The sequence below is a fragment of the Bradyrhizobium sp. Bra78 genome (genome assembly GCF_024519855.1).
GTDB lineage: Bacteria > Pseudomonadota > Alphaproteobacteria > Rhizobiales > Xanthobacteraceae > Bradyrhizobium > Bradyrhizobium japonicum_G.
Genome location: NZ_JALJRE010000001.1, coordinates 741,259 through 755,781, shown reverse-complemented (window position 1 = coordinate 755,781; position 14,523 = coordinate 741,259). Strand labels below are relative to the sequence as shown.

At 64.0% G+C, this 14,523-nt stretch carries 11 protein-coding genes; 9 read left to right on the top strand and 2 right to left on the bottom strand.

Annotation, left to right across the window (positions count from 1 at the left end):
* Positions 1–182 precede the first annotated feature (182 nt).
* Genes OC450_RS03540 through OC450_RS03510 form a run of 7 tightly spaced genes read left to right on the top strand, consistent with a single transcriptional unit; the run spans position 183 to position 8,763 of the window.
* Positions 183–1,439, top strand: a complete 1,257-nt coding sequence (locus OC450_RS03540) for a SidA/IucD/PvdA family monooxygenase (protein ID WP_262047180.1) — start codon at positions 183–185, stop codon at positions 1,437–1,439.
* On the top strand, positions 1,436–2,224 hold the full coding sequence (locus OC450_RS03535; RefSeq protein ID WP_249129143.1) for a glycosyltransferase family 2 protein: 789 nt from the start codon (positions 1,436–1,438) through the stop codon (positions 2,222–2,224). Before OC450_RS03540 ends, OC450_RS03535 begins: the two co-directional genes overlap by 4 nt.
* A 44-nt stretch (positions 2,225–2,268) precedes the next feature.
* Positions 2,269–3,435, top strand: coding sequence for a glycosyltransferase family 4 protein (locus OC450_RS03530; RefSeq protein ID WP_262047179.1), 1,167 nt, complete (start codon positions 2,269–2,271; stop codon positions 3,433–3,435).
* Positions 3,402–5,399 carry a hypothetical protein gene (locus tag OC450_RS03525; RefSeq protein ID WP_262047178.1) on the top strand — a complete coding sequence of 666 codons (1,998 nt, stop codon included), beginning with the start codon at positions 3,402–3,404 and terminating at the stop codon, positions 5,397–5,399. Before OC450_RS03530 ends, OC450_RS03525 begins: the two co-directional genes overlap by 34 nt.
* Positions 5,386–6,144 carry a hypothetical protein gene (locus OC450_RS03520; RefSeq protein ID WP_262047177.1) on the top strand — a complete coding sequence of 253 codons (759 nt, stop codon included), beginning with the start codon at positions 5,386–5,388 and terminating at the stop codon, positions 6,142–6,144. Before OC450_RS03525 ends, OC450_RS03520 begins: the two co-directional genes overlap by 14 nt.
* 13 nt (positions 6,145–6,157) lie before the next feature.
* A complete protein-coding gene (locus OC450_RS03515) occupies positions 6,158–7,432 on the top strand; it encodes a glycosyltransferase family 4 protein (RefSeq protein ID WP_262047176.1) in 1,275 nt (424 codons plus the stop codon).
* Positions 7,426–8,763 carry a hypothetical protein gene (locus OC450_RS03510; protein ID WP_262047175.1) on the top strand — a complete coding sequence of 446 codons (1,338 nt, stop codon included), beginning with the start codon at positions 7,426–7,428 and terminating at the stop codon, positions 8,761–8,763. The genes OC450_RS03515 and OC450_RS03510 overlap by 7 nt, the downstream gene beginning before the upstream one ends.
* Positions 8,764–8,841: 78 nt before the next feature.
* Here OC450_RS03510 and OC450_RS03505 read toward each other — a convergent pair whose 3' ends face one another.
* Together OC450_RS03505 and OC450_RS03500 are read right to left on the bottom strand one after the other, a co-directional pair.
* Complete coding sequence (locus OC450_RS03505; protein WP_262047174.1) at positions 8,842–9,696, bottom strand: class I SAM-dependent methyltransferase; 855 nt, start codon at positions 9,694–9,696, stop codon at positions 8,842–8,844.
* A 68-nt stretch (positions 9,697–9,764) separates the two neighbouring features.
* Positions 9,765–11,417, bottom strand: a complete 1,653-nt coding sequence (locus OC450_RS03500; RefSeq protein WP_262047173.1) for a polysaccharide biosynthesis/export family protein — start codon at positions 11,415–11,417, stop codon at positions 9,765–9,767.
* Positions 11,418–11,687: 270 nt separating this feature from the next.
* Here OC450_RS03500 and OC450_RS03495 point away from each other — a divergent pair, with 270 nt between their 5' ends.
* Positions 11,688–13,382, top strand: coding sequence for a hypothetical protein (locus tag OC450_RS03495; protein WP_262047172.1), 1,695 nt, complete (start codon positions 11,688–11,690; stop codon positions 13,380–13,382).
* Positions 13,383–13,476: 94 nt separating this feature from the next.
* A complete protein-coding gene (locus OC450_RS03490) occupies positions 13,477–14,520 on the top strand; it encodes a TAXI family TRAP transporter solute-binding subunit (RefSeq protein ID WP_262047171.1) in 1,044 nt (347 codons plus the stop codon).
* Positions 14,521–14,523: the final 3 nt, after the last annotated feature.

The window sequence follows — 14,523 nt, the reverse complement described above, 5'->3', positions numbered from 1 at the left end:
TGACCGTGGTACGGCCGAGACCGACCTGAACGCATAACCACAATGAGCTAACCATCTATCGTGCTTCCATCGCACCATCGCATCGGGGATGCTCCAGTCAAGTCAGGTCAGAGGGCCCCAGAACCTTCCTCTCCAAGGATCTATCATCTGATCTTCATTGCCCCCTGTACGGAGTCTGCATAATGGCGAGGTCAAGCACGTCCGTAGATGTGGCGGTCATTGGAGCCGGCCCCTACGGATTGTCGCTGGCCGCGCACCTGCGCGCACGCGGCGTGGAGCACCGGATTTTCGGAGAGCCCATGGGGCCCTGGAAAACCAACATGCCCCGCGGCATGCTGCTCAAATCCTATCCTTGGGCCACGAGCCTCTCAGACCCGAAGTCGGAATTCGGCCTGAAGAGCTTCTGCAACGAACGTGCCCTGCCCTATCATGACGAGTTGATGCCGCTGCCGCTCAGCCGGTTCATCGACTACGGCGAAGCTTTCCAGGCGCGTTACGTACCCGCCGTTGAGCGCAAGACTTTGATCGCCCTGGAGCCCGGCCCGGGCATTCTTCGCGCCACTTTCGACGACGGCGAAACGGTCCATGCGCGCCGCGTCGTGGTGTCGATCGGCCTGAATCCCTTCAAGTGCCTGCCGCAGGAGGTTGCGCATCTGCCGGTCGAGCTGTGCTCGCACAGCGGCGAGTACGGTTCGCTGGAGGCCCTCAACGGCAGAGAGGTCATCGTGGTCGGATCCGGATCATCGGCGTCTGATCTGGCGGCGCTGCTCCATGAGCGAGGGATTGCGGTTTCGCTCGTTGCGCGCCGGCCAAAGCTGAATTTCGCCGACGGCCCCCGGCACCGCTCCTTGTTCGCGCGCACCACGGCTCCGATGAGCGGCATCGGCCATGGCTGGGCGTTGGCGACCTGCGCCAAATATCCGCAACTGATCCGGCTTTTGTCGAAGGACTTGCGAGTCCGGCTCGCCGACCACGGGGCGCTGGGCCCGCTGGGCGGCGCTTTCGTGAAGGACCGCGTTCTCGGACAAGTGCCGGTGTGGCTCGGTCAGGCCATTCGTGGCATCGAGACGCACGATGGTAAAGTCATGCTCGATCTCGTCGACTTCGCTGGTGCGCCGCGTTCGATGCGGGCTGACCACGTCATCTTTGCAACCGGCTACAAGGTCGACGTGAGCCGGCTGGGCTTCCTGAACGAAACGCTGTTGCGTCGAATGCAGCTGATCGATGGAGCGCCGCAACTCTCGGCGCATTACGAGACGACCGTGCCGGGCCTGCATTTCATTGGTCCGGCCGCGGCAAACAGCTTTGGTCCGGTGTGTCGCTTCGTCTACGGCACATATCACCCGGCCCGTCATCTAGCCCGCCACCTGTCGGCTGTCCTGGTACGCTACCGGCCCGCGTTCCAGCTTCGGCCGCTCGACCGTACGGTGTCGCCATGAACGCCCCTGTCCCCAGCATTCTCGCCCATGTCGGGGGCGCTCCGGCGCCCGCCCCGATCAATATCGCTATGGGGCGGTCGCTGATTCTGCCTCGCGTGAGCTTCATCGTCCCGACACTCAACGAAGCCAAGAACCTCCCCTGGCTTCTGCCGCGCATCCCGAACTGGGCACATGAGATCATTATCGTGGACGGTCGTTCGACGGACGATACCGTCGTGGTGGCGCGCCGCCTGCGTGACGTCAAGGTTGTCATGGAACCCCGACGAGGCAAAGGCGCGGCACTGCGAGCGGGATTCCGGGCAGCCTCCGGCGACATCATCGTCATGATCGACGCCGACGGCTCCATGATCCCGGAAGAGGCCGTCGTCTTCGTGAGTGCGTTGATGGCCGGCGCTGATCTGGTCAAGGGCTCGCGTTTCCTCCAGGGAGCCGGTACCGACGACATGTCACCGTTCCGCATGCTCGGCAACTGGGGGCTGACCCAGACCGTGCGGCTGCTCTATGGCGGCGTGTTCTCCGATCTCTGCTACGGATACATAGCGTTCTGGACCAAGCACGTCGCCACGCTCGACTGCGATTGCGACGGATTCGAGATCGAGACCCTCATCAGCGTGCGGGCCTTGAAGAACCACCTCAACATAGTCGAGGTCGCGAGTTTCGAGGCTCCGCGCATCAGTGGTGAGAGCAATCTACGCGCGATCCCGGACGGCTGGCGCGTCCTCAAGACGATCCTGCGCGAGCGCGTGCTGTCGCCGGTCTCGCTGGTAGCCTATGGATATCCGTGAAGGGCTGGGACGATCGAGAAATCGTCTGGTGAAGGGATAGCCCGATGCAAATCCTGATGGTTGCTGCTCGCTGCTACCCCTTCACGGGAGGCATCGAAACCCACATCCATGAGGTCGGCCCCCGCCTCGTGGAGCGTGGCCATGTGGTCGACGTGCTCACCACCGACCCCTCGGGAGAACTGCCGGTTGAGGAGTATATGCGTGGCATGCGCGTGCAGCGGGTGCCGGCTTGGCCGAGGGAACGGGACCTTTATGTGTCGCCCGGCATCTACACTGCGATCCGGAGCGGTGTCTGGGATCTCATCCATTTCCAGGGCTACAACACCTTCGTGGCGCCGATCGGGCTGCTCGCGGCCATCCGCGGCGATATACCATTCGTCATGACCTTCCACAGTGGCGGACATTCCTCGCGGCTGCGCAATGCAGTGCGCGGGACGCAGCACGCGCTGCTCCGGCCGCTCGTGGCCCGAGCCGCGCGGCTGATCGGCGTCTCCGAATTCGAAGCCAGGTTCTTCAGCGCCAGGATGGGCGTGCCGCGCGAACGCTTCGTCGTCATTCCAAACGGCGCGGCGATGCCGGCTGCGAGTCCCGGTGTCAAGGTCGATCCCCACCTGATCGTCTCCAGCGGCAGGCTCGAGCGCTACAAGGGCCATCACCGGGCGATTGCAGCTATGCCCGAACTGATCCGCCGGGTACCAGACGTCCGACTGCATGTCGTCGGATCGGGCCCATATGAGGGAGAATTGCGGCGCCTCGTCGCGACGCTTGGCCTTGAAAATCGGGTCAGCATCTCAACCCTTCCCGGATCCGAGCGACAGAAGATGGCCGACCTCCTGGCGAGCGCCGGGCTGTTTGTACTGTTCAGCGAATACGAAGCCCATCCGGTCGCCGTGATGGAAGCCTTGTCGTTGCGGCGCCCGGTCCTCGTGAGTGACACGTCCGGGCTTGGAGAGCTTGCGTCCAAAGGTCTGTGCCGGGCGATTGCGCGCGACGCAAACCCGATCGCGCTAGCTGCCGCTATGGCCGAGGGACTAAAGGCCCAGCGGGAGGTCCCGGATTGGGCGTTGCCGGACTGGGATGACTGCGCACAAGCGCTGAGCGAAGTTTACAACGATGTCTGCAACGACATTTTGAGCAGCCGGTCCAGGGGGCGCCTACCGCTCGGCGGCATCCCCTCGTGGCCTTCTGCGACGAAGGCACCACGCCGATGACGCGGGCTCATCTAACCGCAGCAACCGGGACAAACCCGCTCCAGACCGGAGTCCAATTCGTCTCGGCGGTCATCGGCCCCGATCTTCACGGCGGCAGCTCCGACGCCCCGACGCGACCGGTGAGTTGCGAATGGATCGCGGCCTTGTGCCTGACGGCGGCTATGGCCTTGCTACTCGTGGTGGCGGGGCACGCCGCCGGGCGCCGGTCCAACGACGTGGCGCCACTGCTTTTCTGGTCTGGCGTGGTCCTGCTGGTCGTCCCAATCAGCCTTCGCACCGGCTGGCCCAGGGTCGCCCGGGGCGAACGACTCTTCCTGCTGTTCCTGCTTGCCGAAGCCCTGTTCTACTGCAAGGCTGTCTATTCTCCGACGAGCTTCATCGGTCACGACGAATTCCTGCACTGGGTCGCTGCCGACGATCTCTTGACGGCACGCCGGCTATTCCTGTCCAACCCGCTTCTGCCGATCGGCCCGGCGTATCCCGCACTGGAAATTCTGACGACTGCGATCGTCGATCTCACCGGACTGTCGTTGTTTGCGGCGGGGACGCTGCTGTTGGTCATCCTGAAGGGCACCTTCGTCGCCGGTCTGTTCCTGTTCTACGAAAAGCTCTCCGGATCACCGCGCACCTCGGCCATCGCCTGTCTCGTCTATATGGGCTGCACAACCTTCGCAGTGTTCGAGGCAATGTTCTCCTACGAGAGCCTTGGCGTCGTACTGTGCGTGCTGGCCATCGCGGTCGAAGTAGCATCCAGGGATCTCGATGGGCGACCGCGGCTGCGAGCGCTTGGGTTGATCGCCTTGCTATTGGGGGCCCTTGCGGTCACGCATCACCTCTCGGCCGCCTTCGCGGCCATCTATTTCGGAGCACTGGCCGGCTTCGAAGCCTTGCGGCGCGGCCCCATGCAGATCGAGGCAAGATTTGCCATGGGCGCCACGGCTCTCCTCGCCATCGCCCTGCCGTTCCTGTGGATGGAAGCCCACGGTAACCTTCTCACGGGTTATCTTGGCCCGGTCATCGAAGGCGGCTTTAGGACGTTGCTGGGGAAGATCATGGGCGCACCCACCCCACGGTCGGAGCATCTCGGCCCCCCGGCCCAGCCCCTCGGCATGCGGCTGACAACCATGGTGGCGATCCTGCTGTTGGCACTGGGACTGGCGACAGGATTCTTCAGGTCGCTGGCGACGACAGCACCGAGCAGCGCGCGCGCAGGCTGGCGTCCGATCCAGGACATTCTGAGGCGTCGCTGGCGCGACGGCCGCATCTTGCTCCTCACCCTATTGGCCTTCGGATTCCCGATCTCGGTGGCGTTCCGGCTGACCAGCGCCGGATGGGAAATCGGCAACCGCATGGGAACGTTCGTGTTCATCGCCGTCGGGCTGGTCGTCGCGGTGAGCATCGTGCATTTCTGGCAAGGCCGCGAGCCCCGTGGGTGGCGCCTCATTGGGCCGGCAATCGCGCTCTCCGTTATTGTCATGGGCGGCGTCACGAGCTCTGCGCTCGATCCGATCCGTGGACCGTACAGGGTGGCAGCCGACCAGCAATCGGTCGAGCCCATGGGAATCGAAACTGCACTCTGGACCAAGCAGTGGCTCGCGGCCGGCAATCGCTTCACCGCCGACCGCGTCAATCGCCTGCTGCTTGCCAGCTACGGGCGACAGGACGTGAGGGTCAAGATCGCCGCAGGCGTTGATACCGCGCGCTTGTTCGAAGCCGAAACGTTGGGGCCCGATGACTTCTGGGCGTTGGCCAGGAGCGACATCGACTTCCTGCTGGTGGATCTGCGTTTGTGCACGGCCCCGCCGGTGCTCGGCTTCTACTTCGAGCCGTGGCAGGTGCAGCAAGGAAAGCCGCTTTCAAGCGACATGTTGCTCAAGTTCGACGACATCAAGGGCATCACGCGCATCTACGACAACGGCTGGATCGTCATCTACGACGTGAGAGGATTGCATGGGAATTCCTAGCAGCCGGGACCTTCTGGCCACCTGCGTCTGGGCGGCCGTCACGCTGGCTGCGGTGGCCGTCAGCGATAGTTTGTTCCTGCGCACCATCCTGGGCGCACCCATCGTTTTCCTCGTCTCTGGTCACGCCGTGCTGCGGGCGATCGGCATCAGGACCACCTCCGTATCCGAGCATCTCGCCTACGCGGTCGGCACGAGCCTCGCCATCGGCATCGCCGGCGGCTTTGCCTTGAACGCCGCAGGTTTCCTGGGGCCGCTCGGCTGGGCGATCTGGTTTTGCGCCATCACCATCGGCGCTGCGCTCGTGGCCGACAGTCGCAGCGACGCTCCCGATCTGCCTCCCTGGCCAGGTCCGGTGCGGGTCCGCTTCTGGCAGGGCGCAGCGATCGTACTCGCGTTGCTCTTGGCGACCGGCGCTTATGCGCTGGCTGTCCGCGACGAAACGACTTACCGACAATTCAGCTACACGGAGTTGTGGATGTTGCCACCGGCCGGCGATCGCCCGGGCCGGCTCACCGTCGGCCTCCGCAGCGCCGAGACCCAGACTCACCGTTTCGACGTGGAAATCACCATCGACGGGCGACTGTCCGCGGTTTTCCGCTCGCTTACCATCGCGCCGGGCGAGACCTGGGCGCGACAGATCCCGGTACCCGTCTCGGCCACCTCCCAAAGGGCCGAAGCCCGGCTCTACAGGCCGGACGACCATCGACTCTATCGCAGCGTCTCGACGCTGGTGCCGCGCACCTGAAACGAGGCCGATCATGCGCATCCTGCTGCTGTCGCAATTCTATCCTCCGGTGATCGGAGGCGAGGAGCGACACGTCCGTAACCTCGGCAGGGCACTGGCGCAGCGCGGCCATAGTGTAAGCGTCGGGACCTTCATGCATCCCGGATCACCAGAGACTGAGTTCGACGGCGCAGTCCGCGTGCGTCGCCTGCGCGGCACAGTCCAGCGCCTGTCAAATCTCCACGCCGATTCCGAGCGCCGCCACGCCCCACCCTTCCCCGATCCCGGATTGCTGCTGGCGCTGAAGCGGCTAGTCGCAGAGGAGAGGCCGGACATCGTCCACGCCCATAACTGGATCTACGCCTCCTTTCTGCCGCTCAGGCTTCTCGGTGGCGCGCCCCTCGTGGTGACGCTCCATGATTACGGCCTCGTCTGCGCCAGGAAGAACTTCATGCACCTGGGCACGCATCTGTGCGATGGCCCGCGACTCGCGAAGTGCCTGCCCTGCGCCACCGCTCACTACGGCGCCGTGAAAGCCACCGCGACGACGCTTGGCAACTGGGCATCAAGTTTCGTCGCGCGGCGCGTGGTCGACCGCTTCATCGCGGTGAGCCACGCGGTGGCGCGACACACCGGTCTCACCGGAGGCCGCACGCCCTACGAGGTCATCCCAAACTTCGTGCCCGATGATGTCGGCGTACTTGGCTCGGAAGATCCCTGCCTGCGGGAGCTGCCGAAAAATGGATTCATCCTGTTCGTCGGTGACATGATGCGGCTCAAGGGCATCGACGTTCTCCTGAAGGCCTATGCCCGGCTCGAGCGGGCGCCGCCGCTGATCCTGATCGGACGCCGGGTCGCCGATACGCCAACCGCGTTTCCGCCGAACGTTCGCGTTTTCAACAACTGGCCACATTCCGCCATCATGCATGCATGGCACAGATCGCTGTTCGGCGTGCTGCCCTCGGTCGGGCCGGAAGCTTGCGCGACCGTCATCATGGAAGCAATGGCGTCCGGCAAAGCCGTCGTCGCGACAGACGTCGGTGGTATGCCGGATCTCGTCGATCACGGCGAAACGGGCCTTCTCGTGCCGCCGGGCGACCCGCAAGCCTTGGCCCGCGCGATGCAATCACTTCTGGACGACCGCACCTTGCTGGCCCACCTCGAGTCGAAAAGTCTCGCCCGGGTGGGGCGTCTCAAGGCCGGTGCGGTCGTGACCCGGATCGAGCAGGTCTACCGCGACGTGCTGCGCCCGGCCGCCAGCAGGGTCGAGCCGCCGGCAAAGCAATGTTCGGGAGAGCCATCATGCTAGCGCTCGCATGGACGTTCATCGCGCGCCTACCCAGGACGCTTCGAAAGAGCGCGATTCTCTTCACGAATTCGGGCGCACTGGCGATCGGAACGATAGCGTCGGCGGGTCTTGGATTTGTCTATTGGTGGCTCGCCGCGCGGATGTTCCCGCCGGAGGTGATCGGCAACGCCTCCGGCCTTCTGTCCGTGATGGGCCTCATTGCTCTCCTGGGGGAGGCCGGAGTCGGGACCTTGCTGATCGGCGAAATCGTCCGGCATCCCGGCCAAGGGGCCGGGCTTGCGGCCGCGGCGGCATGTATCGCGGCGACGCTGGCGCTCGGCCTGGCCTTGTTGTTTGTCATCGCCGAAGGACAACTCAGCTCGGCCAGCCCGATCGGCGGCTGGTCCGAGGCCTGCCTGTTCGTCCTTGGCTGTAGCCTGACCGCACTCAGCTTCGTGCTCGAGCAGGCGCTGGTAGGCAGTCTGCGCAGCGGCGCCAGGATGGTCCGGCAAGTGCTGTTCTCGACGCTCAAGCTGATGCTGATCGCCGCTGCCGCCACCGCCGGACTTGCCTCCAATGCCGCGATTCTTCTCACCTGGGTGGTCGGCCTGCTCGCATCCTGGATCGGTCTCGATCTCTTGACTCGAGGTGGTGCGCGTAGCCTCGTCGGAGCGCCCGATTTCGGGCTGCTCCATGCTCTTCGCGGCAAGGTGCTCGGCCATTACGCGCTTGATGTCTCCGTCCAGGCTCCCGCCATCATCATGCCATACCTTGTGCTGGTCCTCCTGTCCCCGACCATCAACGCCGCCTTCGCAACCTTGTGGATGCTGGTCTCGATGGCCGCGCTGATTCCGGCAGCCTTGGCCACAGTCCTGTTCCCCGTGGTCAGAGCAAACTCCAGACAATTCGGTCACGACCTGCTGGTGTCGCTGACCGCGTCACTGCTCTTCTCCCTGGTCTGCGCCGTCGTTGTCTTCGCCTATTCGCGGCAACTCCTTGCGCTCTTCAATCCGGCCTATCCGGAGATCGCCGGTTCGAGCATGCGCTTGCTCGGATTCAGCCTTCTGGGACTTACGCTCAAGTTTCATGGCTGCACGCTGGCGCGGCTTGGCGACAAGATGCGCAAGGCGTCTGTCTGGTTCGCGCTTGGCGGATTGCTGGATCTCGGCTTCGCGGTCGCTGGCGCAAAACTTGGCGGACTGCAAGGCCTGGTCCTGGGCTGGATACTCGCCGTCAGCATCGAGGGGACGTGTGCGGCCCTCGTGTTGGCCCTCGCAACGAAGCTGGATTCTGCCGCCGGCTCAGTGCGCGAAGGCATGGCCCGCCCCAAGAAAACTCCGATCACGGTGTAGGGGCATCATCCGCAAAATTGGATGCCTGCGGACCATCGTGATCGGCGCCGCCGGAGGCTTGTTCTGAGTCTCGCGCGATTATTTGGTTGCAATTGCCGTGATGCCCATCAGGACGCCGGCCAATTGATTGCGCCGCAAACGCGCCGGGAGGCGTTGCAGAGCCCATTCGACGCCGCGCATCAGGCGATAGGGTGGCGTGGCGAGCCGATATCCGGCGGTCACCAGGGGGAACTCGACCCGGCGGAAGCCGGCCCTGAGCATCAGGGCGCGCAGCGAACGGTAGTCATATTCGCGCATGTGCATGCCCGTCGCCACATCGTCGACGAGCGCAGAAATGTCGTGCGGCCCCGTAACGATGCTCGGCGTCGTACACACATAACGCCCGCCACGCCTGAGCACACGGTGGATCTCCCGGAGCTGGTCCTTGGCGTCCTCGACATGCAGATGCTCCATGAGCTGATCCGAATTCGCCAGATCGACGGAGTTGTCCGCGAGCGGAATGTCGACCCCATCGGTCTTCACGAATCGGAAATTCGCCGGAGCGGCGGGGAAATTCACAAGAGCATCCGTGACATCCAAGCCGAGCACCTCACGGGCGACGCTGGACAGCGCGTAGGGCAGCAGGGCGTCACCGGCGCCGATCTCCAGATACACGCCGCCGCGCTCCATCAGAGGCTTGAGCAGCCTGACTTGTCTCGCAACCCGGTCCGGCCGCGAGCTGACGGCGGCTTTTTGCGGATGGTCCGGCAGGCTGTTGAACAGTTCCGAATAGACTTCGGTGTAGAGACGGGAGCGCTCGTCGCGGGTGGCGGCCCGCAGACGATCCGCGAGCCGGCGCTCGAGTTCGTAGTGCGCGATCAGGCGCTCGGGCGATCGAGTGTCCTTCAAGCGCCGCTGGATCGCCCTATAGTCGGGCTTCAGCTTCGTCGACACAGGCGCTTCCGATCCGATTTGGCTGCCAGCAGGCCCATCACCTTTGCGGTTCAATCTCCCGAACGCCATCACTTCGGACCGGCCCTCTTGTCCGCGACAGCGCGACCGGTCGTATCGGCACGATCGGCCGGACGCCCGGCCGGCAGTCTCTCGCCCGCCGGCGAGGTCGCGACCGGCGCGCCGGCCCGCTCTTTTGTCTCGCTTTCGCCCGTGATGATGTTGACGAGGTCACCAGGTAGCAACACGCTCATCCCCGCGGAGGCGATGGCGACCGGTCCGGCTGCAGTCTGCCGCACGACCTCGTAGGTCACCCGGTTCGCCTCCTTCGCAAACTGGGCACGGGTCGCCGGCAATGTGCTAAGCACGCCTTCGCTGATGTTGAACTCGCGCTCATTGTCCGCAATCTGGCGCTCGATCGTCTCGATCTCGACCTCCAGATCGTTCTTGACATCGGCCTGGACCTTCATTGCCTCGGCCTCCATGGAAGCGAGGCGCTGCTTGGCCATCCCGTACTGATTGAGGGCATCCCGCCGACGTTGCTCGGCGTCGGTCAACTCGCTCTGGACCTGATTAAGTACCGTCATGCTGAGAACGTTGCGGTCCACGAGCGTCCGCATGCTGCTGACGCGATCCTGGCGCAGCTTGACGAGCTCGTCGAGCGCCTCCGTGCGCCCGTATACAGCAACATCCTGCTTGGCCGAATCCAATGCGGTCAAGATGGCGTGCTCGCGGTTCTTGCGGGCCGTAGCGACGGCCTTGCGTCGGTCGCTCTGCTCATTGACGAGATTGGCGGCCTCGGTCGAGCCGACCAATTCCAGCAGCCGGAGCGGAATCTTTGGTTCGGTCCCTTCGCGCTCGGCCTTCAGCACCGCCGCACGCGCCAATAACTTCAGCATGGCATCGACCGCCGCACTGCGCCTCTGGATTTCCCGCACAGCTTCGATCTTTTGCCATGGCTCATTGGTACCCCGATCAAGCCCCCCGGCCAGCGCGATCGCATGAAGGACCGTCATGCCGGGCACGTATTTGAACGAGCCCGCATTCTTGACCGGTCCCAGCACGTAAATAGGCGAGCGCTCCACCGACAGAATGTTGATCATTCCTTTGCGGCCCAGCAGCTGATCGAATCGCTCCAGCAGCTCGGTTTGCACCTGTTGCGCTGACCGATCGACGACCGGAATGGAGCCGAGCAAGGGCACAGAAATCTTGCCGTCCTCCTCGACGGCGTATTCCCCGCTCAGTTCCGGGCGCTGCAGGATGCCGCGTAGAGCCGACGCGGACGATGAGCGCCCCCACTTGTCTTCCTCGACGTCAACGCGCTCGTAGAACGCGAGCTTGAGCCGGTCGCCGACGACGAAAAGGCCAGCCGCCGGCGCGTCCAGCGGCATGCCGACCGTTCTCGGGCGCTCAGTCATGGTGGGGACGGCAAGGACGGCGCTCCGTTCGATCAGCGCTGCGCCCGGCGCCTGAGCTCCGAGCACGCCGGCGGATTCAGCCATGGCCTGACCCGGCTGGTCTTGCTGTGTACCGATTGCAGCGGACACCTTCTGCACGAGGGCTCCGGAGGCAACCTCGACCGCCTCCCAATTCCTGGCCGCTCCGGCCCCCAGAAGCGCGAGCCCGGAGACGGCCCCCAGGAACAACAGCAGGGGTTTCTTTGCCCTGCGCAAAGCTACGTTGGGCAGTCGAATGACGGGCTCGGATTTTCCCTTGGCATCCATGGTGAATGGTTCTCGATTTCGATGGCAGCAATCCCGCCGCATCCGTCACTGGGTGCAAACGTGGACAACAAGTACGATAACGCTGCCCATCGTGGCCTCTGAAGATCACAGGCACAACGACCCTTTGTGGGCATCCCTGGAGGTACCTCTTCTGAGCAGGGAAAGGGGGAAGCGAGGGTCCTCCATGCGAGTAATAGGAATCACGGATAGGCGGCGCGCATAATGATGCACCTGTAACGAACCGCACCATCATGCGACGGGTCACTGCAAATGGGTCGCACGGCCATTCTTCATTTGAACACCACCTGCGACGTCGCAGCTACGTCGCGCCGTGCTTGCGACGAGACGCTGTTCGCGCCGGAGACGGCAAGACACCTGTCCGGGCTGGGATGGTTCGCGCCCCTGTGGCTGGCGGCGGCTATGCTCGTGATCACGTCCATGCCGGACGCGCAGGCGTCCGCCGATCACGCGCGATACGTCGTGGATGCACGACAGGCGAGTGTTTCCGACCATCGCGACTCAATGCGGCTCGCGCAAGCGGCAACAACCGAAAGAGGAGAGCCGCAGCAGTCTCCGGAACTGGAGCCGCGCGGGCCTGACGCGCTGTCCTGCGAACTCGGCAATGCGAAACACGATATCGAGCTCCTGCAAGGTCTCGCACACGAGCACGATCGAGCCGAACAGCTGGAGCAGGCGTTGACGGCGGCGCGACGCGACGTCGATGCTCAGACAGCACTTGCGGCAAAGACGAGCGACGAGGTTGTCCAGCTGAAGCAGGCGGCGGAAGGTGGCCGCGTGGAATTACAGGAATCCCTGCAACAGCAGCGCGACCGGGCCGGCCGGCTCGAGCAGGCGCTTGCAGTCGCGCATCGAGACGTCGATACTCAGACAGCACTCGCGACAAAGGCGAGCGACGAGGCCGCCCAGCTGAAGCAGGCAGCGGAAGGTGGCTTGGCGGAGTTGCAGCAATCCCTGCAACAGGAGCGGGATCGGAACGGTCAGCTGGAGCAGGTGATCGCAGCCGCGCGACGCGATATCGATGTGCAAACGGCGCGAGCGGCAGCGGCGAGCGACGAGGTCGCCAGGCTGACGCAAGCTGAAAAAGCTGGCGCCGCGGAACAGAGACGATCGATGCAGAAGGAGCGCGAGAGAGCCGATGCGCTGGCGCAGGATCTCTCGATGGCACGCAGCAAGGTCTACGCCTACGAAGCTCAAGCCGCCAAAGCCAGCGAGGAAGCGGCACAGCTCAAACAGGCGGAGGCGAGCGATACCGCCTCGCTGGGGCAATCGCAGCAACGGGAGCGCGAGCGGGTCGAGCAGCTGGCTCGGGATCTTGCTAAAGCAGGCCGCGAGCTCGACGCGCAGACCGAGCGGGCGTCCAAGGCGAGCGACGAAGTCGTGTGGATCAAGCAGGCCAGAGAGCGCGACTCGGCCGAGTTGCGCAGCTTGTTGCAGCGTGAGCGCGAGCGGGCCGAGGGACTGGAAAGAACTCTTGCATTGGCGCGTCACGACGACAACGGCGCACTTGTGGCGAAAGGTCTCACCGCTGCGTCTCAGTTCGCTACCACCGGCCAGGCCGCGCGCGAGGCGCCGGCACGGCCACTCCAGGACCGGCCTGCCCAAGATGAGCCAGTCCAAGACCAGGCTATGGTGGCGCGCAGCCCAGACGATGCGCAGGTCAATCCTGACGAAGGGATGCAAGTAGCGAGGCTGATCGCGCGCGCAAGCTTGCTGCTTGAACGGGGCGACATCGGCGCGGCGCGAATCGTGCTGGAGCACGTCGCCCGAATGGGCAGTGCGCAGGCAGTGTTCGTGCTCGCGGAAACCTACGATCCGCTGACGCTTCCCAGTTTTGGAACTTATGGAACCCACAGCGACGCGAGCAAGGCGCGTGATCTCTATGCGCGGGCCGAAGCCGGAGGAGTCGAGGAGGCGAAGGCGCGATTCGAAGCGTTGGGTCGATAGCGCGGTCCCGTGCGGCCATTTTTCCAAACGACCACGCGCTATCGAGATCCGAAAGCGCTGACGCGCATGAGGCATGTGTAGAGGACCTTGCGCAATGAAAAGGCTTACTGGATTGCATCGGCTGATCTTGCTCGCGGCGTTTGCACCATTCCTCCTGGCCCTCCCGCCTTGGGCGGATGCCCGGCCGCAGAATAATCGGCCTCACAAGGTTCGTCTGGCGCGGCCCGAGCCGCCGCAGCCAAGGCCTGAGGCGATCTCTATGAACGCCTGGACGATCGGCCTGGCTGGAGGCCTGCTTGAGGGCGCCCCGATCCGCCTGGCGGCGGAGATCGCCCGTGTGGTCGACGACGGAGACAACATGCATGTTCTGCCGGTCGTCACTCGCGGAGCCACTGAAAATCTGAATTCCCTGCTCTATTTGCGCGGCATCGATGCGGCCATCATCAACTCCGACGCGCTCGAGGAATACAAGAGCCAGGTGCCGGACATCCAGCGACGGATTGCGTATGTCCTGAATCTGTTCCCGTCCGAGCTGCACATCTTCGTTCGACCCGAGATTCGGAGCTTGAGTGATCTCGCCGGCAAGAAGGTCAACTTCAATACGCAGGGCACAGCCGCGGCCTATTCGGGGCCGCTGATCTTCAGCCGGCTCAATCTCGAGGTGGAAAAGACGTTCATTCCGCATCAAATCGCGCTCGAACAGATGCGCAAGGGCGAGATGGCAGCCGTCGTCTTCATTACCTCGAAGCCGGTGGATGCCTTTGTGCGCGGCCGCTGGGAGCCGGGTTTCAAGTTCCTGCCCCTCACATACGACAGCAAGTTCGAGGACTATTATCTTCCTGCCGCCCTCGATGGGGCTGACTATCCCAATCTGATCAAACCGGGCGAACGGGTTTCAACGATCGCGGTGCCGACCGCTCTGGTCGCCTTCAATTGGCCGGCCAACTCGAAGCGCTCCGAGCGCGTCGCGCGCTTCATCGACCACCTGTTCTCCCGGATCGACAGATTACAGGGGCCCGGTTTCGATCCAAAGTGGAGATCCATCAACCTCGCCGCAACGGTTCCGGGTCTCACGCGCGTCCCTGCGGCGCAGGCGTGGCTGAATCGCCAGCCCCGCGCAACACAAGCATCGCAATGACAC